Here is an 18,881-nt window from a genome sequence, read left to right as displayed (position 1 = left end):
TTATTAGTTCTTGTGTCGTCGGGCAAATCAGGCGGATCTTTCCGCGCATCCCGCCTCGAGATGAGGGGCGTATCGCGGTCGTCACGAGACGCGAGGCGGGGAGCGGTGGGCGTGGTGGATTGCAGCGCGGGTTGCCCGCGCCGACGAACAATTCGCCACGCACGGTCAAGTCGCGCGGTCCTGATATCCCGATGCTGATGTCAACTCACGTTGAGGCTTCGCTTCGCGTGGGGATGGTGGCCAGAAAGCCCGGCGCACCAGGGAGAACGCGAAGCAGCCGTTCAGCCATCGCGCAGGGAGGGCCGGGTTTCCGGCTGACCTGTGGTACCTGCCGCCTGCATTTTTTTCGCAGGCGGGCCACGGGCCTCAGTCGAGGTCCGGCTCTCCCTGCGCCCTCTGTTCGAAGGGGGCGGTTCGATTAGCAAAACTCGGGCAGATATTGTCGCGAGATCGCAGGTTCACGTCCGCATCTATGCCGTATCCGTATCGACCTCGCCGTTGCGACATCGGCGACGAACGTGAAGCGATGCTGTCATAGTCGCTAATGCGCGATAACCATGGAACCACTTAAAACTGTCACAATCGCTGCGCGCGAGGCGCGAAGCCAATGCATTTACAGCTCGTTAAAGCCGTGTCTGCTTCAGATACCGTCGGGACCGACAGGGTGGCGATTGAGTGGGAATGATGCGTGCCGCGACGACCAAGGCGTTGACGACGATCAGCAGCGATCTGTTTGACGACATTCCGGTGCTCAGGCGCAAATGGCAGGCGGCATTGAAGCCGGGCCAGCGCCTGCCGCGCTACGAGGACGTCATGCTGGGCAGCCTCGGCCGTCTCGCCGATCATATCGCGGTGCTCAACAACGAGGACGGTGGCCTCCAGATTTCGCGCAGCGGCCGCTACGTCCAGCAATGGCTGCAGGACGAGCGCTGGGACGTCGCGGTCGAAGCCGTGTCGCCGGATTGCGCCACCGTGCTGGTGGAGGCGGCCAATTGCGCGCTCGTTAGCGGCCAGCCCTATCTCGCTCATGCGCATTGCGTCCGCGACGGCATGGTCCGCAGTTATGACGTGCTGGCGCTGCCGACCAACTCGCGGTGGGGCAGTACGCTGGTCGGGACCTACGTCAACGAGCGCGACGCGCAATATAATCTGCTCGATGCGATCTTCTCGACGACGGACGACGGCGTGGTCTCGCTCGCGACCATCCGCGACAGCGTCGGCATGCCCTGCGATTTCCAGGTGGTTCATCACAATCGCGCGGCGGCCGACCTGCTCAGGCTGCCGTCGGCGACGCTGCAATGGCATCGGCTGAAGCAGGGCGGCAACATGCTGTGCACGCCCGAGGTGATGGCGCGGCTGTTCGACGTCGTCACGCACGGGCGGAGCGACCAGTTCGAGCTCGACAGCGAGGCGCGCAGTCTCAGGCTCGGCGCCCACGCCTTTGGCGACATCATTTCATTGACCATTGCCGACGTGACCGCGCTGAAGCGGCGCGAGGCCTCGTTCCGGCTGCTGTTCGACGCCAACCCGGTGCCGATGTGCATCCTCGATGCGAAGACCGCGCAGATCCTCAATGTCAACGATGCGATGGTCGGGCACTATGGCTACGGCCGGGCGGATCTGCTGTGCATGAATGTCTGGGATCTCTGGCCGCCGGGCGAATGGGAAAGCCTCGATGACGCGCTGCTGCGGCTGGCCGACGGTGATCTGTTTCACCGCGACTGGCGCCATCGCAAGGCCGATGGCAGCGAGATCGAGGTGCTGACCTACGGCCGCGAGATCACCTTCGATGGCCGCGACGGCGTGCTGGTCGCGATCGTCGACATCACCGAGCGTCGTCGCGCCGAGGCGCGCATCGCCTACATGGCGCACCACGACGGGCTGACCGGCCTGCCGAACCGCGAATTCTTCCAGCAGCGCCTCGCGCAGGAGCTCGACGGCGCCGGGGCGGCCGACCGCCGCATCGCGGTGATGTGCATCGACCTCGATCTGTTCAAGACCGTCAACGACTCCTTCGGTCATCCGATGGGCGACCGGCTGCTGCAGGCGGTCGCGGGCCGCCTGACACAGCAGATGCATGGCGGCAAGCTGGCGGCGCGGCTGGGCGGCGACGAGTTCGCGGTGATCATCAGTCAGAGCTGCGGCGCCAGCGACGCCAGCGAGTGTGCCGCCCGCCTGATCGCGGCGCTCAGCGCGCCCTATGACATCGACGGCAACGAGCTCGTGATCGGTGCCTCCATCGGCATCGCGCTGTCGCCGGGCGACGGCGCGAGCTGCGAGGAGCTGATGAAGAACGCCGACATGGCGCTGTACCGCGCCAAACAGGACGGCGGCCGCGTGCATCGGTTCTTCGAAAAGGAGATGGACCGCCAGGCGCAGAAGCGCCGCGACATGGAGCACGATCTGCGCCGTGCCTTCGCCCAGGGCGAGTTCGAGCTGCACTACCAGCCGCTGGTCGACGTCGCGACCGGCGCGATCTCCGCATTCGAATGCCTGCTGCGCTGGCGTCATCCCGACAAGGGCATGATCTCGCCCGCCGATTTCATTCCCGTGGCCGAGGACATCGGCCTGATCGTGCCGCTCGGCGAGTGGGTTCTGCGCGAGGCCTGTCACGAGGCGGCGCGATGGCCCGACGGCATCAAGGTCGCGGTGAATCTCTCTGCGGTGCAGTTCCGCAGCCGCAACCTCGTGCAGGTCGTGGTCCAGGCGCTGGCGCAGTCGGCGCTGGCGCCGGAGCGGCTCGAGCTGGAGATCACCGAGTCTATCCTGCTGGCCGAGACCGAGGCCAATCTGGCGACGCTGCATCAGCTTCGCCAGCTCGGCATCCGCATCTCGATGGACGATTTCGGCACCGGCTATTCCAGCCTGAGCTATCTGCGCAGCTTCCCGTTCGACAAGATCAAGATCGACCGCTCCTTCGTGAAGGATCTCGCGCAGCGCTCCGACTGCCTCGCCATCGTCCGCGCCATCTCCGGCCTCGGCAAGAGCCTCAACATCATCACCACCGCCGAGGGTGTCGAGACATCGGATCAGCTCGAGTGGCTGCGCGCCGAGGGCTGCAACCAGGTCCAGGGCTTTCTGTTCAGCACGGCCAAGCCGGCCTCGGAGATCGCGGGCCTGCTGGCGCAGTTCGGCGCGAGATCATCGCAGGCGGCGTGAGGATTAGAGGGAAGCGTACGGAATGTTGCACGCGGCTTCGGAGTGCCAATTAGTTGGGGGCTGAGGCATCTCCGCGCGTCATTGCGAGCGCAGCGAAGCAATCCGGACGGCTTCCGCGGAGGAATCCTGGATTGTTTGCGCTCGCAATGTTGGGCGGATGGAGCGTGGCGCGGCAATGAGCCGAGCGATCGCCGGGCGTCTGCTCCTGAAGGTCGCGCCGGTCCCGCGCGTGCCTTCGTCAGAACCGCGTCACGATGTCCGCGAGCGCCGGACGCGGCCGGTCCTCGCTCGGCTTGGCCGGCTTGCCGATGTGAATGAGCCCGGCGAGCTTCTCCTCCGTCTTGAGGCCGAGACCGTCCATCACGTCGCGGTCGAACATGAACCAGCCAGACAGCCAGCAGCCGCCATAGCCGAGTGCGGTGGCCGCGGTCAGGATGTTCATCGCGCTCGCGCCGGCGGAGAGCTCCTGCTCATAGGCCGGCACCTTGGGATGCGGCCGGGTGAAGCTGACGAGGCCGATCACCAGCGGCGCCTCCATGAGGCGATTCTTCTCGACCTCCAGCTCGGCGGCGCTCGCCTGCGGGTTCTTCCTGGCGAACACGGCCGCGATGACCTCGCCGGCGCGGCGGCGGCCGTCGCCCTCGAACACGATGAAGCGCCATGGCGCAAGCTTGCCGTGGTCTGGCACGCGGGCGCCGATGGTCAGAATGGTGTCGAGCTCGGCGGGCGAGGGGCCGGGGCCGCTCATCTCGCGCGGCTTCACGGAGCGGCGGGTCTTCAGCAGTTCAATCGCGTCGGTCACGTCGGTGGGTCTCGTTCGTTGCACGCGCGACAGATAGCATGGGCCTCCGCCTGCAACGAGACCACGGCACGGCGTTTTGATCGGTTCTACTGCACCCGGCGCTGCAGCCTTTGCGGGTTTCGGCGAAGACTTCGCGCGGGACGACGCGGATCGGGGCATATCCGATGCGGCCATCTGTCCTAAGCACGATATTCCCAGCGAATTGTCGAACCTTGGGCGGGCCGGTAAAAACATAGTGCTAAGAGATCCGCCGGGAGTTGCCTCGAGTGCAAGATCTGACGTGCCGATGACCGCACTGATTCCGTCACCTGACGCCGTCGCGCGGCTGCGCGGGACGGCTGGTTTCGCACGGGCGATGCGGGCGTCGACGGCATCGGCGATCAGGCTGTATCGGGGCGATCGCATCCTCAATGCGCTGCTGAGCGACCGGGCGCGGGCGCTGTTTCCGCACGTCGCGCTGTATCTGCATTTTGCCGAGGAGCGCGACGGCGAGCTCGGTCTCACCGTCGGCGCCATGAAGGAGATGTGTGCCAGGCTCGACCTGTGCAGCGGCGGCCGCTGCGAGGCCATGCTGGCGCTGATGCGGGCGACCGGGCTGGTGGCGTCGGCCTCGAATCTGGACCGCCGGCGGCGGCCGCTGGTCCCGACCGACAAGCTGATCGCGCTGCATCGCGAGCGCTGGGGCGTACAGTTCGACGCCATGAGCGCGGTGCTGCCGGCCGCCGTGGGTTACCGGGCTGCGTTGAACGATCCGGCCTTCGTGAAGAGCTTCGTGCTCGAGCTCGGCCGTCGTTTCATCGCCGGCGTCCGGATCCTCGACGGAGCGCCGGAGCTCGAGCCGTTTGCCGAACGGACCGCGGGCATGGTGATCCTGTTCAGCCTGGCCCAAGGCGCCGGGCCGGACCAGCCATTCCCGCCCGACGGCCCCGTGCCGTTCTCAATCAACGGTCTGGCGACCCGCTTTTCGGTGTCGCGCAAGCACGTGCTGACGCTGCTGCGAGACGCAGAGGAGAAGCGCCTGCTCATCCGCAGCACCGACGCCATCACCATTCTGCCGCTGGGGCGCGAGGCGATCGAGCGGATGCTCGCGACGATGTTTCTCTACATGGCCGAATGCGCCGACGTGGCGCTGCAGGCCGCGGGTCGAGACAGAGGTTCGGCGGATGCTGTCGCCAGTCTGTCGGCGTAGCCGCGTAGCCCGGATGAGCGCGCGCCGGAGCCCGTCAGGGCGACGGCGGGAGCGACATCCGGGATCTCACGCGCTGTCGCGGCGACACCGCATGTCGCTGCGCTCGTGCGGGCTACGCGCTACGACGTCACGCCGCCTCGCGCTGACGGCGCCGCACGTCCGGCGGCGTCGCCTCGTCCACCAGGGCGGCGATGGCCTCCGCGGTCGGCATCACGGTCTGGCCGTCGCGGCCGAGCCGGCGGACGGAGACCGAATGCGTCTCGGCCTCCTTCTTGCCGACGACGAGCAGGGCCGGGATCTTCTGCAGCGAGTGCTCGCGGACCTTGTAGTTGATCTTCTCGTTGCGCAGGTCGATCTCGCATCTGAGCCCGGCGCGGCGCAGCGCAGCCAGCACCTGCTTGGCGTATTCGTCGCCTTCCGAGGTGATGGTGGTGACGACGACCTGGGTCGGCGCCAGCCACAGCGGGAAGCTGCCGGCATAGTGCTCGATCAGGATGCCGATGAAGCGCTCCATCGAGCCGCAGATCGCGCGATGGACCATCACCGGCGCCTTCTTGGCGCCGTCGGCGTCGATGTAGAACGCACCGAACCGCTCCGGCAGGTTGAAGTCGACCTGCGTGGTGCCGCACTGCCAGTCGCGGCCGATGGCATCGCGCAACACATATTCGAACTTCGGCCCGTAGAACGCGCCTTCGCCTGGATTGATCTCGGTGCGGATGTGGTTGCTCTGCGCCTTGATCTCGTTCAGCACGGTCGCCATCACGCGCTCGGCGTGATCCCACATCTCGTCGGTGCCGACGCGCTTCTCCGGGCGGGTCGAGAGCTTCACCGTCAGTTCGCCCTCGAAGCCAAAATCCGAGTAGGTCGACAGAATCAGGTCGTTGATCTTCAGGCACTCGTCGGCGAGTTGGTCCTCGGTGCAGAACACATGCGCGTCGTCCTGGGTGAAGCCGCGCACGCGCATCAGGCCGTGCATCGCGCCGGAGGCCTCGTAGCGGTGCACGACGCCGAATTCGGCGAGCCGCAGCGGCAGGTCGCGGTAGCTCTTCAGGCCATGCTTGAAGATCTGCACGTGACCCGGACAGTTCATCGGCTTCAGCGCGAACCAGCGCTTGTCCTCGGCCTCGTCGCCGGCGGACTGCGCCGCGAACATGTTCTCGCGATACCAGTTCCAGTGGCCCGAGGTCTCCCACAGCGACTTGTCGAGGATCTGCGGCGCATTCACCTCGTCATAGTCGCCGGCGAGGCGCCGGCGCATGTAGGCGATCAGCGCCTGGAAGATGCTCCAGCCTTTCGGATGCCAGAACACGACGCCCGGGCCTTCCTCCTGGAAGTGGAACAGGTCGAGCTCGCGGCCGAGCTTGCGGTGGTCCCGCTTTTCGGCCTCCTCGATCTGCTTGAGGTAGGCGTCGAGCTGCTCCTGCTTGGCGAAGGCCGTGCCGTAGATGCGGGTCAGCATCGGATTGTTGGAATCGCCGCGCCAATACGCGCCCGCCACCTTCATCAGCTTGAAGGCGTTGCCGATCTTGCCCGTCGAGGTCATGTGCGGACCGCGGCAGAGATCGAACCAGTCGCCCTGGTAGTAGATCTTGATCGGCTCCTCGCCGGGAATGGCGTCGACCAGCTCGACCTTGAAGGCCTCGCCCTTGTCGCGGAACACCTGCTTGGTCTTCTCGCGGTCCCACACCTCTTTGGTGAAGGGTTTGTCGCGGCCGATGATCTCGCGCATCTTCTTCTCGATCGCGGCGAAGTCTTCGGGCGTGAACGGCTCGTTGCGGAAGAAGTCGTAGTAGAAGCCGTTCTCGATGACAGGGCCGATGGTGACCTGGGTGCCCGGCCACAGCGCCTGCACAGCCTCGGCCAGCACATGCGCGCAATCGTGCCGGATCAATTCCAGCGCGCGCGGATCGTCGCGGTCGACGAACTCGAGCCTGGCGTCCTCATTGATCGGATCGTTGAGGTCGACGAGATCGCCGTTCAGCGCCATGGCGACGGTGCGCTTGGCGAGCGAGGGCGAGATGCCCTTGGCGATGTCGAAGCCGGTGGTGCCCCGGGGATATTCACGCCGGGCGCCGTCGGGGAAGCTGATGGTGATCTTCTCGACCGGAGCGGCGGGCTTCAGGTTGCTGAGGCTGTATTGGAAATTGGACTTTTGCTGGTCGGACTTGGAATCAGGCGATTTCGGATCGGACATGGGTCACTCCTTGAGCTCACTCCTGCGAACGAGCGCAGGTAAGCGGGAGCAAGGGGTATAGCAGGGGATTTTCAGGCTGCAACCGGGAGAGGGACGGGAAAACCGCCCAATTGCGGCTGGTGCGGCGATGCGGAGATTGCCGCCGCGGGCCGGTATGATACAACTTCAAGTGTTCGGGGCGTGGGGACGCGTTTGGCGATGGAGTCTGCAGGAGAGGCGCCGCTGTCTGTGTGTCGGCGCGGCGGCATTCATGTTGGGGCCGCGCTGATCGTGTTCGTGTTGTCGAGCCTGTCGTCGCTCGCGGCCGTTCCGGCGATGCCAAAGCCGGCGACCCAGCCAAAGCCCGCGGCACATGCGAGGCCGGGTGCCCCGGCCAGGCCTGCAACGGAGTCCAGGCCGGCCGCGCGCCGCGCCGCGTCGCCGTGGGTCGCCGACGGCTCGACGCCGATTGCGTTCGCTCTCGTCAAGGGCTCCTCGGACGCCTGTGGACATGGCTGTGACAGCTGGATCGCCGCCGAAGGCAAGATCGACGGCGGCGCCGCGGCGCGCTTTCGCAAGTTCATGAAGCAGATCGGGGAGCGCAGACTGCCGATCTACTTCAATTCGCCAGGCGGCAATCTGCAGCAGGCGCTCGCCATCGGCGACATGCTGCGCGAGCGCAAGGCCGCCGTGCGGGTGGGACGCACCACCTTGCGCGAGTGCGGCTTCGAGCCTCAGGAGGGCGAGGCTTGTACCAAGCTGAAGCTGTCCGGGCGCGAGCTGCATGGCGAGGTCTGGACGCGGGGGGCGATGTGCAATTCGGCCTGTCCCTACATGCTGCTCGGCGCGCCCACGCGTGAGATCGCAGCGGATGCGACGCTCGCGGTGCATTCGCCGCGCGTCATCCTGAACTTCACCGGCGGCGTGCCGACCCGCGAGATGCGGGCGCAGGCGATGCAGCAGGCGATGGCGCGGGCCGACAAGATGGTGCTCGACTACATCACCAAGCTCGGCGCGGATCCCGCTCTGCTCACGGTGGCGCGGTCTGTCCCGTTCGAGAGCATGCGCATCCTGACGCGGGAGGAGATCGCGCGGTTTGCGCTCGACAGGCGGCAGCGGGTCGAAAGCTCCTGGATGTTCGAGACCGCCAGCCGTGGGATTGCCTACAAGACCATTCTCGCACGCAAGGACGGTGAGAGCACGTTCCAGACCACGCGCTTGCAGATGGTCTGCTTCGATCAGGACCGCTTCGAGCTCGACGTCGAGCGCATCGCGCCGGCCGGCTCGCCGCCGGGTCCGCTGGCGATGGCGAGCGGAGATATGCGGCTCAATTTCCTCTCGCCGCCGCGGCGGTCGGGCGATCGCGAGACCTGGGGCGTGTTCCTGAATGCAAGCCAGGTGAAAACGCTGTCCTTGATGCCGTCGGCCGAGCTGAGCGATTCCCTGTTGAATGTCGCGCGTCGCAATGTCTCGACATTTCCGGTGAGCAGCGAAGGCCTGCAATCTGCTCTGAAGATGCTGACCGAGAGCTGCCCGCCGTCCAAGGCCATCGCCCGTCCGACGAGTACGCCGGTTCCGTGGACGCAGATTCCCTCGCCGCAGGCCTCGGCGGCGCAGTCCGCCCCCGCGCCCTGACGAGAAGGGCGGCCAGGACGAAGGAGGGAGGACGAGAGAAAGTCATGGGCGGCATGAGACATTTTCATGCAAATGCATGAAATTCTCTGCTATTGAGGCGCGATGACATCCACTTTCGCTTCCGGGCGCTTTGCGCCGACCGCGCTCATGCTCGGCAATCTCGTCACCGGCTGCTCGGTGCTCGCGCCCGCCGGCCTGCTGTCCGAGCTCGCCGCGGATCTCGCTGTCGGCGTTCAGACGGCGGGACTCCTGATCACCTTCGGCGCGGTGGTGCTCTGCATCTGCTCGCCCTTGACCGCCTGGCTGACGAGCCGCTTCGATCGCCGCCGTCTGCTCGCAGCGACGCTCATGGTCCTCACGCTCGGCAATCTCGCCTCGGCGTTTGCGCCCGATTATGCGAGCCTGCTGGTGCTGCGCTTGGTGATGCTCGCGGTCGGCGCGCTCTATACACCGCAGGCCGCCGGGACGGCGGCGCTGATCAGCCCGGTCGAGAGACGCGGCAGCACCATCGCCTATGTCTTCCTGGGCTGGTCGCTGGCGGCCGCCGTGGGGCTGCCCATGATCACCTTCATCGGCAGTCATTCTGGTTGGCGGGCTGCCTATCTCGCCGTCGGTGCGGCCGGCGCGGTCAGCTTTGTTCTGCTGACATGGCGCCTGCCATCCGGCCTGAAGGGCGCGCCGGTTGCGTTGAAGACCTGGACCGAGCTCGGCCGTAACCGTCTGGTGGTTCTGCTGCTCCTGGTCACGACCCTGCAGATGTCGGGGCAGTTCGTGATCTTCACCTTCATGGGACCGCTGTTGAAGCGCCTGACTGGCGCGGACTCCAACCAGATCGGGCTGGTGTTCGCGATCTACGGCGCCTGCGGCTTTCTCGGCGTCGTCATCGCAACCCGGATCGTCGATGGCTGGGGGGCCTACCGGACATCGCTCTTGTTCACCTGCCTGATGTTCGCCGGTGTGTCGGCCTGGACGCTGGCGGCGGGCACCTACGGCCTCATGGCGGTGGCGGTCGCCATCTGGGGGTTGGGGTTTGCGTCCACCAATTCGATGCAGCAGGTTCGGCTGGTGGCAGCCGCGCCGCCGCTTGCCTCGGCCTCGGTGTCGCTCAACACCTCCGTGCTCTATATCGGCCAGGCCATCGGCTCCGCGATCGGCGGCAGCCTGTTTGCACGCGACCTGCTCGGAGCCTCCGGCTACGTCGCACTGATGTTCCTGACCCTGGCGTTGCTGGCAATTCTGGTCAGCCGCCAGCGCGCGCGGACCGCGGTTCCGGCCTGAGCAGCGGGTTGGCGCTTGGCAAAGCCGGCCCGACCGGATTAAAGGCCGATGTCGTGGGGGGCTGCTGGGGCGTGGATTCTGCCACGGCCGGCGAGTAGCATCGACGGACGTCCTCGCGTGCCCACGGGTCGGATGAGAGAGATATGGCATGAAGAAGATGATGTTGAGCCTGGCCGCAGTGCTGCTGTGCACCCCTGCGCTGGCCCAGAGCGCGCCGATGGTCGGTGACCGTCCGCTGGTGCAGGTCAAGCCGAAGGGGACGAAGACCGCCGCCGCCGCGCCGGCCAAGCCGCAATCGGCGGCCGCCAAGCTCCAGGCCTGCCTGGAGATCGACGACGGAACCAAGGAGCGCCTGAACTGCTACGACGCCGTCATTCCGCCGGCAGCCAAGCCGAAGGCGATGAAGGCCAAGGTGGTCGGCGACTGCAAGTTCACCAAGGAAGAGGATGAGCGGCTCGCCTGCTTCAACGGCTTCGTCGAGAAGCTTCCGAAGTCCTGAGGCATTGCGGCGGCCTCTGTCTCAGCGGCTCGACACGCGGTTCGACATGTCCTGGGCTCCGGCCGCGATCCGGATCGGCGGCTGGGCGGCCGCCATCTTGACCAGCACATCCTTGATCGGGTTGCGGGTCCATGCCTGCGTGACGTAGTCGCGATGGGTGATGCCCTCGTCGGTCTCGACGAAGACGACGCTGCCCGGGCGCAGCGGCCGGTCCATGTCCTCGGAGACTTCGATGCCGCGATTGCGCAGCATCGCCATCAGTTCCTGATCATGCCGCGCAGTGTAGCGCGTGTAGGAGCTGATGAAAAAGCCGGAGCGGTTGCGCTCGACCCAGTTGGCGAACTTGTCGAGCTGGCCGTAGACCGCATCGAGCAACACGACGCCGCGCACGCGGTCGCCGATGCCGCCGACCTCGAGGCTCCAGGCCGTGGGGAGAAAGCCACCGCTGTAGCCGACGATCACGATGGGCATGCCGGCGAACGTCTTCGCGGCGGCCGGATTGCCGGTCAGGCGGGCGAGGCTGGCCGCAGCCTCGTCCATGAAGCGCTTGAAGCCGCCGGGCTGCCAGAACTTGCCGGCGCTCGAATCGGCGGCGTCGACGGCCATCTGCGGCGCGAGCAGCACCGCGTTGACGCCGGCCGCGGTGATCTGCTGCGGCACCAACTGGCGGTCGCGCACGTCGCGCTCCAGCGTGGCGCCGTTGCCGTGGAAGAACACGACGATCACGCCCGGCTTGCGCACATCGAATTGTTCGGGGACGTGCACCAGCACACGGCTGTCGTTGTAGGTCTGGTCCTGCCAGTAGACGCGGCCGGACAAGCTGCGGTGGCCGCGGCGCTCACCGTTGCTGACGTTCAGGAATGGCGCGTCGGATGCCGGATTGTTACCGAAATAGGGAAAGGCCGACGACTGCATGCTGACGAGGGTCGTCAGATCCTCACGCTGCCGCCGTTCCGACCGTTGCGGCTCCAGCGATGCGATCTGTGAGGGCGCCGGCTTCGGAGCGAAGTCGGAGGGCGTGTGAAGCCGGAAGCTCTCCTGCGCGGACGGGAAGCGGTCGCTGAATTCAGGTGCCGGAAAACGATCGTCGAAGGTCAGCCCCTGGGCCGTCGATGCGTTGGCGGCCAACGCCTCGGGATTGGGCGCCTTGCCGCAATGCGTGAAGGAAAGGCAGATTGCCAGCGCCGATGCCGCGCGCCACCAGAGGCACGAGCCCCTGCGCACAGACGTCACCACTTTCTCGTCTTCCCCGATCATCCGTCCCCAAAGACGCGTTCGAGCCGCAACACGGCTCTTCAACCAGCGGATTTCGTTCAACCTGCGCCGCCGAAATTGAGGTCGCGTTAAGGATCGTGTCCGGTCGACCCCGGGCGTACCGGGACACACCACGCGAACGTGTCGCGATTGTGGGACGGCCGGCGGCCCGATGCAATGCCGCAGCCCAGCCCGGCCGAAATCGGTTCAAAAATACCCTTGAGGAAGGTCATATTTAACGCCCGTTAACGATGTTTGAATGCTTCGGCGGGAACCTGGGCTGAGGCAGAGGAAGGGGCGCCGGGCGTCCCTCGACGAGATGGCTGCATCCGAGGCGGACGATCCCGGCCGGGGCCGGACAGACGGCGACCGGGTTCCATCCGTGTCCTTGCCGGTCGCGACCGCGATCGTCATCGCCGACATGATCGGAGTCGGCGTCTTCACCAGCCTCGGCTTCCAGGTCCGGGACATCCCGTCCGGCTTCTCCATTCTGGCGCTGTGGGCGGTCGGGGGACTGGTGTCGATCTGCGGGGCGCTGTCCTATGCCGAACTCGGCACGATGTTTCCGCGCTCGAGCGGCGAATACAATTTCCTCACACGGGCGTTCCATCCGGCGATCGGCTTCATGGCCGGGTGGGTCTCGGCGACGGTGGGCTTCGCGGCGCCGGTGGCGCTCGCGGCCATGGCGTTCGGCGAATATGGTCGGGCCGTCATCACCAGTGCTCCGCCGATGCTGCTCGCCACGGGTGCAGTCTGGCTCGTGACAGCGGTGCAGCTCGGCGGCATCAGGCAGTCGAGCCGCTTCCAGCTGTTGTCGACCATGCTGAAGCTCGCGCTCATCACCGCCTTTCTCATCGCAGGCTACACCATTGCCGCCCCGCAGTCGGTCACTTTCCTGCCGACCGCGGCCGATATCGGCCACGTGACGAGTGCGGCGTTCGCAACCGGACTGGTGTTCGTGATGTACGCGTTTTCCGGCTGGAACGCGGCGACCTACATCATCGGCGAACTGCATGCGCCGGAGCGGACCTTGCCGCGCGCGCTGCTGCTGGGCACGGTGATCGTTCTGGTACTCTACATCGCGCTCAACGCTGTTTTCCTGCGGGCTGCACCGATGGACGCGCTCGCAGGCCAGCTCCAGGTCGCGAGCATCGCGGGCAGTCATATCTTCGGCGAGACCGGCGGGCGCTTCGTGGCCGCGATGATCTGCGTCGGACTGGTTCCTTCCATTGCCGCGATGATGTGGATCGGCCCGCGCGTGCTGATGACGATGGGCGAGGACATTCCGGCGCTGTCGGTGTTTGCGCGGCGCTCGCGTAATGGGGCGCCGGCCTATGCCGTGCTGTTCCAGCTCACGGTCGCCACCCTGATGCTGTTCACGGAAAGCTTCGAGGCGGTGCTGGACGTCGTCCAGTTCTCGCTGTTGTCCTGCTCGTTTCTCGCTGTGCTCGGACTGATCAAGCTGCGCATCGCGCAGCCCGAACTCACGCGACCCTACCGCGCTTGGGGCTATCCGGTCACGCCGTTGATCTTCCTCAGCGTGACCTTCTTCATGATGTACTATCTCATCACGACGCGGCCCTTGCAGGCAGGGCTCGGCGCAGGCGCAATGGCGTCGGGATTGGTGATCTATTGGTTCGCTCACGCGCGATCGCGCCGTATCGCCGCAACGCTCGCATCGGGTTCGGATTGAAATGCTGTTGGTCTCGAGAGTCTGGTTCGCCGTCGCATGTCTGATCCTTGCCATGAGCTTCGAGGCTCGGGCTCAGACCACCACGCCGGACGATACGGCGCGGGTGCTGGCGGGCATGCCGCCAGCAGCGGGCTCGCCGCTCCTGCCCTTCGTGCAGGATCCGGCGTGGCGGCGGCACGCGGCGTTCTTCGACAACGCCTTCAATCAGCTCGAGCAGCGACAATTGTCGAAGATCAGGGCCTGGGCGGATGCCAATCTGGCCGCGCCGCGGCCGTCGATGTTCTATTTCTTCTCGGGGCCGGATTTTCTCTATGCCGATGCCTTTCATCCGAAGGCAACGACCTATGTCCTGGCGGCACTCGAGCCGACGGGCCCGATCCCGGACCTGACCAGATTGCCCCGAGGCAGCATCGGCCCGGCGCTGTCCTATGTCGAACGCTCGTTGCAATCGGTCCTGAGCTTCTCCTTCTTCATCACCAAGGACATGAAGGTCGACTTGCGCGAAGGCGAGCTCGAAGGGACCTTGCCGATCCTCTACGTCTTCCTGGCGCGCACCGGCAAGACGATCCGCGAGGCCAGTCTGATCTGGTTGGACGAGAACGGCGGATTGCACGGCAACGACGAGGCGCCGACGCGCAATGCGACCAAGGGCGCGCGCATCCTGTTTGCCGGCGCCGACGGGGTCGCCAAGACGCTCTACTACTTCTCCAGCGATCTCTCCGATTCCGGCGTGAAGGCGAGCGGGTTGCTCAAGTTCTGCGAGCCGCTGGGGCCGGGCGACAGTCTCCTGAAGAGCGCGTCCTATCTGTTGCATGAGAACGGCTTCGGGCGGGTCCGTAGCTGGCTGCTGAAGAACAGCGCCACCATCATCCAGGACGATTCCGGCATCCCGCTCGCAAGCTACGAAGCGCGGGCTTGGCGTTTCCTGCCGTTCGGACGCTACGCCGGGCCGATCGACAAGTTTCCGGACATGTATCAGAGGAGCTATGCGAAGCTGTTCGAGCGCGCGCAGCCGCTGGAGTTCGGGATCGGCTATCGCTGGCGCACGCGTGAATCGAATGTCCTGCTCGCGGTGAGATCGCCTCCGGCCGACGCGACAGTCTCGGCCGAAGCGAGCGTCCTTCCAGAGACGGATTACCAGCCGCCGCCGCGCGCCCGGCGCGTGCCGCGGGCGCCGGAGCCGGTTCCTCTCTATCCGCCGCCGCGGCGCGACGATTTCATCTTCTGGCCGAGATGGTAGGGGCGAATCTCACCAGTGCACGCTCTGGCTGGGCACGATGTAGGACGTCGTCGGCGGGGGCAGGGCGGTGCTGTCCGTGAGATAGCGCCAGGCACCGACAATGACGATCAACAAAGCGATGATGCAGAGCAGGTCCACCTGGCGTGCGTCATGATGGCCGGCATGATCGGGACCGACACTCTTGCGCGCTCGGTGGCTTCTGGGGCTGATTGTCCAGCGCATCGTTGTTTCCTCCCGAAGGAAGCGTCACATCAATGCCAGTCCAAGCGGCGCGGTTCCTGCTGACAGCGCCGTCGCATTGCAGAAGCATAGTCCTGGCGTGGGATTTCGCCAGCGCCATCTGCGAGGTCGATCGATCGATTCGGTGCTTGTTGCGCTGCACCTCAGTTCGGCCCGTTGACGCCGCGCCATCGCGCATAGCGCCAAGGCAGGTACCAGCGGGCGCGCGCAGGAGCCGTCGTTGGGACGTTGTCGATGCCGGAGGTGCCAAAGGGCTGGCAGCGCAGCAGCCGGGCGAGCGTCATCCAGCCGCCTGCCCAGAGCCCGAAGCGCTCGATGGCTTCATCAGCATAGACCGAGCACGTCGGCAGGTGCCGGCAATTGTAGCCGACCAGCGGCGACAATGTGTGGCGATAAAGCCAGATCAGCGCGTGAGCCGCGCGGCGCGGGAGTCGCCCCAGCAGCGACCCGATGTGCGCAGAATGGCAGCCGATGTCGGAGCATGAGTGCTTCATGAGCGAAATGCCAGATGGATGTGCGAGCTTCTGACCGGTTCCTCGGCAGGGAACCCTGCTCTCGTTCATTTGTGGTGATGTGATGCAACAATGGCCAGTTTTCAGCGGCGCCGCAGCACGCCGCAGCTGGACGGTCGGTGATTGCCCGGATACGTTTCCCGACAAGGATGTGACAGACTAATAACGGATTTGAGGCCAGCTTGTCAGGTCTTTCCGCAAGAAAACCGAGGAACTGCGTACCGAGCTATACGAGGGGGACGGATTGCGCGTGAGATTGCTGCGGTCGCATGAATTGCGCTGGATGCTACTCGGTGTGGCAGCGCTTGGTTTGGTGGTCGGTGGGGCGATCACCGTTATGTCCAACACGGCGCGCGCCGGCGGCGCGCTCGAAGAGCGCAAACTCCCGATGCGGTTCGGTTGGGTCGCCTGCGAGCCGAATTGCGGCTGGGTCAGCGTGGTCGGGATCGTTACCGGCGACACGCCGAAGGATTTCGAGGATTTCGCGAGGGATCGGGACCTGACGGGCGCCACCCTGGTGCTCGACTCCAGCGGTGGTTCGGTCAACGACGCCATAACCCTGGGTCGCCGGTTCCGTGGGCTGAAGATGCGCACCACGGTCGGCATGACCCAGCGTCCGAGCCGCGCGGGTGACCGGCCGCGCGTGGTGCCCGAGGCCTATTGCGAGTCGATGTGCGTGTTCCTGCTGCTGGCTGGAACCACGCGTTATGTTCCGGACACCGCCCATGTCCGCGTTCACCAGATCTGGATGGGAGACCGAGCGGACGACGCCAAGGCGGCGAGCTATACGGCGCAGGACCTGATGATCGTCGAGCGCGACATCGGGCGTCTCGCCAAATACACCTTCGACATGGGCGGAGCGGGCGATCTGCTGTCGCTGGCGCTGAACGTGCCGCCCTGGGAGGACCTGCATGAGCTGTCGCGCGCCGAGCTGCGCCTCACCAATATCGTGACCACGGATCTGGTCGCCGAGGTGCTGCCGCCAAAGGGGGCGGTGCCCGTCGCCGAGCTCGCGCCGAAGCCGCAGGCCAGGGACAAGCAGCAGGACCGCTTCCCGGCCGCGCTCGACAAGCAACTCTCCCGCACCGCCGAAGCGCTTCCGGCGGCGACGGTGGCGGCGACGCCGCCGCAATAGGCAGCGACGTCGCTGGCGAACCGGCGCCAGCGTCCGAAAGGGGCGACCGGTGCCGTCACCCTCGTGCGAGCTGGCTATGTGATTTCGACGTGCGGGGGAATGATGCCGCCTCAGCCCTGGGCCGCGGCCGGCTGCTCGCCGTTGGCTTTGGCCTCGATCTGGCCGATCGCGTCCACCACGGCATCGAACGTCAGCATCGTGGAGGCGTGGCGGGCCTTGTAGTCGCGCACCGGCTCGAGCAGGGCGATGTCGGCCCATTTGCCTTCCGGCGGCGCACCGTTCTCCTTCAGCATCCTTCTCACCGTCTCCCGCAGCTCGCGCAGCTCCGCGGCGCTGGAACCGATGACGTGGCGGGCCATGATCGAGGAGGAGGCCTGGCCGAGGGCGCAGGCCTTCACGTCGTGGGCGAAGTCGGTCACCACGGGCCCGTCCATCTTGAGGTCGACCTTGACGGTCGAGCCGCACAGCTTGGAATGGGCGGTGGCGGTGGCGTCCGGGCGGTCCAGCCGTCCGAGCCGCGGAATGTTGCCGGCCAGCTCGATGATGCGCTTGTTGTAGATGTCGTTCAGCATGTGCCTGACGTCCCGGAATTACCGGCGTGGCGGCCTTGGCGGCCGGGTTTCATCGCCCTATATTGCGAGTATATGGAAACGATTGGCAGGAATTCCAGCCACATCCACAGGCGTCCGGCGCGAGAGGCGCCAGCCTGCGTGTGGCACCTCTGCAGGTGACGCCCTCAAGGTGATGCTGTGCCGGTGACACTCCGGTCGGACCGCCGACCGGTCGAACGGAGTTGAGATGGACACTTTGATCAAGACGTTGCGCGCGAACAAGCCCGAGGGCAAGCCGTTAGACGCCAAGCTGACTGACCCCCGCGCTGCAGAGCTCGATCCTGCCGATTTTCTCGCCGCCGCCGTGCGGCCGGATCGGCCACGGCCGTCGCGCGCGGAAGCCGAGGCCGCGGTTTACACGCTCCTGAATTACATCGGCGAGGATCCGACCCGCGAGGGGCTGGTCGACACGCCGCGCCGGGTCGTCGAGGCCTATGATGAATTGTACCAGGGCTATCACCAGTGCCCGGCCGAGGTGCTCGACCGCACCTTCGGCGAGACCGCCGGCTATGACGACTTCGTGCTGATTCGCGACATCGAGTTCACGTCGCAATGCGAGCATCACATGATGCCCTTCTACGGCCGCGCGCATATCGCCTATACGCCGGTCGAGCGGGTGGTCGGCCTGTCCAAGCTGGCGCGCCTGACCGACATCTTCGCCCGCCGCCTGCAGACCCAGGAGCATCTCACCGCCCAGATCGCGGCTGCGATCGACGAGGTGCTGAAGCCGCGCGGAGTCGCCGTCATGATCGAGGCCGAGCACACCTGCATGTCGGTGCGGGGCGTCGCCAAGCACGGCGCCATCACCTTCACCAGCCGCTTCACCGGCATGTTCAGGGACAATCCGGCCGAGCAGTCGCGCTTCCTGTCCATGGTGCGGTCGCCGCAACGGTAGGCCTGCCAACCCGTTGAGCAGAGAGTTTCGTGTCTTCATCCTCAGTTGAGCGCGAGGAGGGCTTGGCCTTCCTGCCCAAGTTCGACGCGGCCGGCCTCGTCACCTGTGTGACGACCGATGCCGTGAGCGGCGACGTGCTGATGGTCGCCCACATGAACGAGGAGGCCCTGCGCAAGACGGTGGCGACCGGCGAAGCCTGGTATTTCAGCCGCTCGCGCAATGCGTTGTGGCGCAAGGGGGAGAGCTCGGGCCAGACCCAGCGCGTGGTCGAGATGCGCACCGATTGCGACCAGGACGCGGTCTGGCTGCGCGTCGAGCAGGCCGGCGCGGCGTGCCACACCGGCCGCCATTCCTGCTTCTATCGCAAGGTCGAGCGATCGGATGACGGCAGCGGTGCGCGGCTCGTCTTCGTCGATGCTGACCGGCTGTTCGATCCGGCCGAGGTCTATCGCAAGTAGGCCAGCGACCTGCCTCCGGGTCTGTCCGGTCGTTCATTGGCCCGGCCGGACCCAGCGAATTAACTCGCCATTAACCATACCCGCCGCATTTTGCCGGACGTTTCCGGC

Annotated in this window: 16 protein-coding genes; 10 read left to right on the top strand and 6 right to left on the bottom strand. The window is 66.0% G+C overall.

What is annotated here, in order from left to right; translation table 11 throughout:
- Positions 1-684: 684 nt before the first annotated feature.
- Positions 685-3,159: a putative bifunctional diguanylate cyclase/phosphodiesterase gene (locus QW861_RS04510; protein WP_316192788.1), complete on the top strand. Its 2,475-nt coding sequence runs from the start codon at positions 685-687 to the stop codon at positions 3,157-3,159.
- A 238-nt stretch (positions 3,160-3,397) separates the two neighbouring features.
- Here the strand turns inward: QW861_RS04510 and QW861_RS04505 are convergent, their stop codons facing one another.
- Positions 3,398-3,961 (bottom strand): nitroreductase, encoded by a 564-nt coding sequence (locus tag QW861_RS04505; RefSeq protein WP_316164494.1) that lies wholly within the window; start codon positions 3,959-3,961, stop codon positions 3,398-3,400.
- 286 nt (positions 3,962-4,247) lie between these two features.
- Here QW861_RS04505 and QW861_RS04500 point away from each other — a divergent pair, with 286 nt between their 5' ends.
- Entirely contained in the window at positions 4,248-5,150 is a 903-nt protein-coding gene (locus tag QW861_RS04500) for a hypothetical protein (protein ID WP_409998608.1), read from the top strand.
- Positions 5,151-5,277: 127 nt separating this feature from the next.
- Here QW861_RS04500 and thrS read toward each other — a convergent pair whose 3' ends face one another.
- On the bottom strand, positions 5,278-7,344 hold the full coding sequence (gene thrS / locus QW861_RS04495) for a threonine--tRNA ligase (RefSeq protein WP_315749462.1): 2,067 nt from the start codon (positions 7,342-7,344) through the stop codon (positions 5,278-5,280).
- 315 nt (positions 7,345-7,659) lie between these two features.
- Here thrS and QW861_RS04490 point away from each other — a divergent pair, with 315 nt between their 5' ends.
- The 3 genes from QW861_RS04490 to QW861_RS04480 all read left to right on the top strand — a co-directional run bounded on the left by QW861_RS04490 (position 7,660) and on the right by QW861_RS04480 (position 10,735).
- Complete coding sequence (locus QW861_RS04490) at positions 7,660-8,958, top strand: hypothetical protein (protein WP_315750024.1); 1,299 nt, start codon at positions 7,660-7,662, stop codon at positions 8,956-8,958.
- A gap of 102 nt (positions 8,959-9,060) precedes the next feature.
- Positions 9,061-10,236, top strand: coding sequence for an MFS transporter (locus tag QW861_RS04485; protein WP_315749464.1), 1,176 nt, complete (start codon positions 9,061-9,063; stop codon positions 10,234-10,236).
- A 148-nt stretch (positions 10,237-10,384) separates the two neighbouring features.
- A complete protein-coding gene (locus QW861_RS04480) occupies positions 10,385-10,735 on the top strand; it encodes a hypothetical protein (protein ID WP_315714667.1) in 351 nt (116 codons plus the stop codon).
- 21 nt (positions 10,736-10,756) lie between these two features.
- On the opposite strand, the gene QW861_RS04475 is transcribed toward QW861_RS04480, so the two are convergent.
- The gene (locus tag QW861_RS04475; protein ID WP_409998609.1) at positions 10,757-11,968 is read right to left on the bottom strand and encodes an alpha/beta hydrolase; all 1,212 of its coding nucleotides are present in this window, start codon (positions 11,966-11,968) and stop codon (positions 10,757-10,759) included.
- Between the two features lie 340 nt (positions 11,969-12,308).
- Between QW861_RS04475 and QW861_RS04470 the strand changes: the two genes are divergently transcribed.
- On the top strand, positions 12,309-13,682 hold the full coding sequence (locus QW861_RS04470) for an APC family permease (protein WP_315749466.1): 1,374 nt from the start codon (positions 12,309-12,311) through the stop codon (positions 13,680-13,682).
- Between the two features lies 1 nt (position 13,683).
- Positions 13,684-14,922, top strand: a complete 1,239-nt coding sequence (locus QW861_RS04465; RefSeq protein WP_409998610.1) for a hypothetical protein — start codon at positions 13,684-13,686, stop codon at positions 14,920-14,922.
- Positions 14,923-14,931: 9 nt separating this feature from the next.
- Here the strand turns inward: QW861_RS04465 and QW861_RS04460 are convergent, their stop codons facing one another.
- Positions 14,932-15,144: a hypothetical protein gene (locus tag QW861_RS04460; RefSeq protein WP_315714664.1), complete on the bottom strand. Its 213-nt coding sequence runs from the start codon at positions 15,142-15,144 to the stop codon at positions 14,932-14,934.
- Between the two features lie 161 nt (positions 15,145-15,305).
- Complete coding sequence (yidD, locus tag QW861_RS04455) at positions 15,306-15,656, bottom strand: membrane protein insertion efficiency factor YidD (RefSeq protein ID WP_315749469.1); 351 nt, start codon at positions 15,654-15,656, stop codon at positions 15,306-15,308.
- Between the two features lie 262 nt (positions 15,657-15,918).
- Between yidD and QW861_RS04450 the strand changes: the two genes are divergently transcribed.
- Positions 15,919-16,809, top strand: a complete 891-nt coding sequence (locus QW861_RS04450) for a hypothetical protein (protein WP_315749470.1) — start codon at positions 15,919-15,921, stop codon at positions 16,807-16,809.
- Between the two features lie 110 nt (positions 16,810-16,919).
- Here the strand turns inward: QW861_RS04450 and QW861_RS04445 are convergent, their stop codons facing one another.
- Positions 16,920-17,381 carry an iron-sulfur cluster assembly scaffold protein gene (locus QW861_RS04445; RefSeq protein ID WP_315714661.1) on the bottom strand — a complete coding sequence of 154 codons (462 nt, stop codon included), beginning with the start codon at positions 17,379-17,381 and terminating at the stop codon, positions 16,920-16,922.
- 226 nt (positions 17,382-17,607) lie between these two features.
- Between QW861_RS04445 and folE the strand changes: the two genes are divergently transcribed.
- Both folE and hisI read left to right on the top strand, forming a co-directional pair.
- Positions 17,608-18,315 carry a GTP cyclohydrolase I FolE gene (folE, locus tag QW861_RS04440; RefSeq protein ID WP_315714660.1) on the top strand — a complete coding sequence of 236 codons (708 nt, stop codon included), beginning with the start codon at positions 17,608-17,610 and terminating at the stop codon, positions 18,313-18,315.
- 29 nt (positions 18,316-18,344) lie between these two features.
- Complete coding sequence (gene hisI, locus QW861_RS04435) at positions 18,345-18,773, top strand: phosphoribosyl-AMP cyclohydrolase (RefSeq protein ID WP_315749472.1); 429 nt, start codon at positions 18,345-18,347, stop codon at positions 18,771-18,773.
- Positions 18,774-18,881 lie beyond the last annotated feature (108 nt).

It is taken from the genome of Bradyrhizobium sp. SZCCHNRI1029 (assembly GCF_032487555.1).
GTDB lineage: Bacteria > Pseudomonadota > Alphaproteobacteria > Rhizobiales > Xanthobacteraceae > Bradyrhizobium.
The sequence above is the reverse complement of the archived record's forward strand: the minus strand, read 5'-3'. Positions and strand labels throughout refer to the sequence as shown.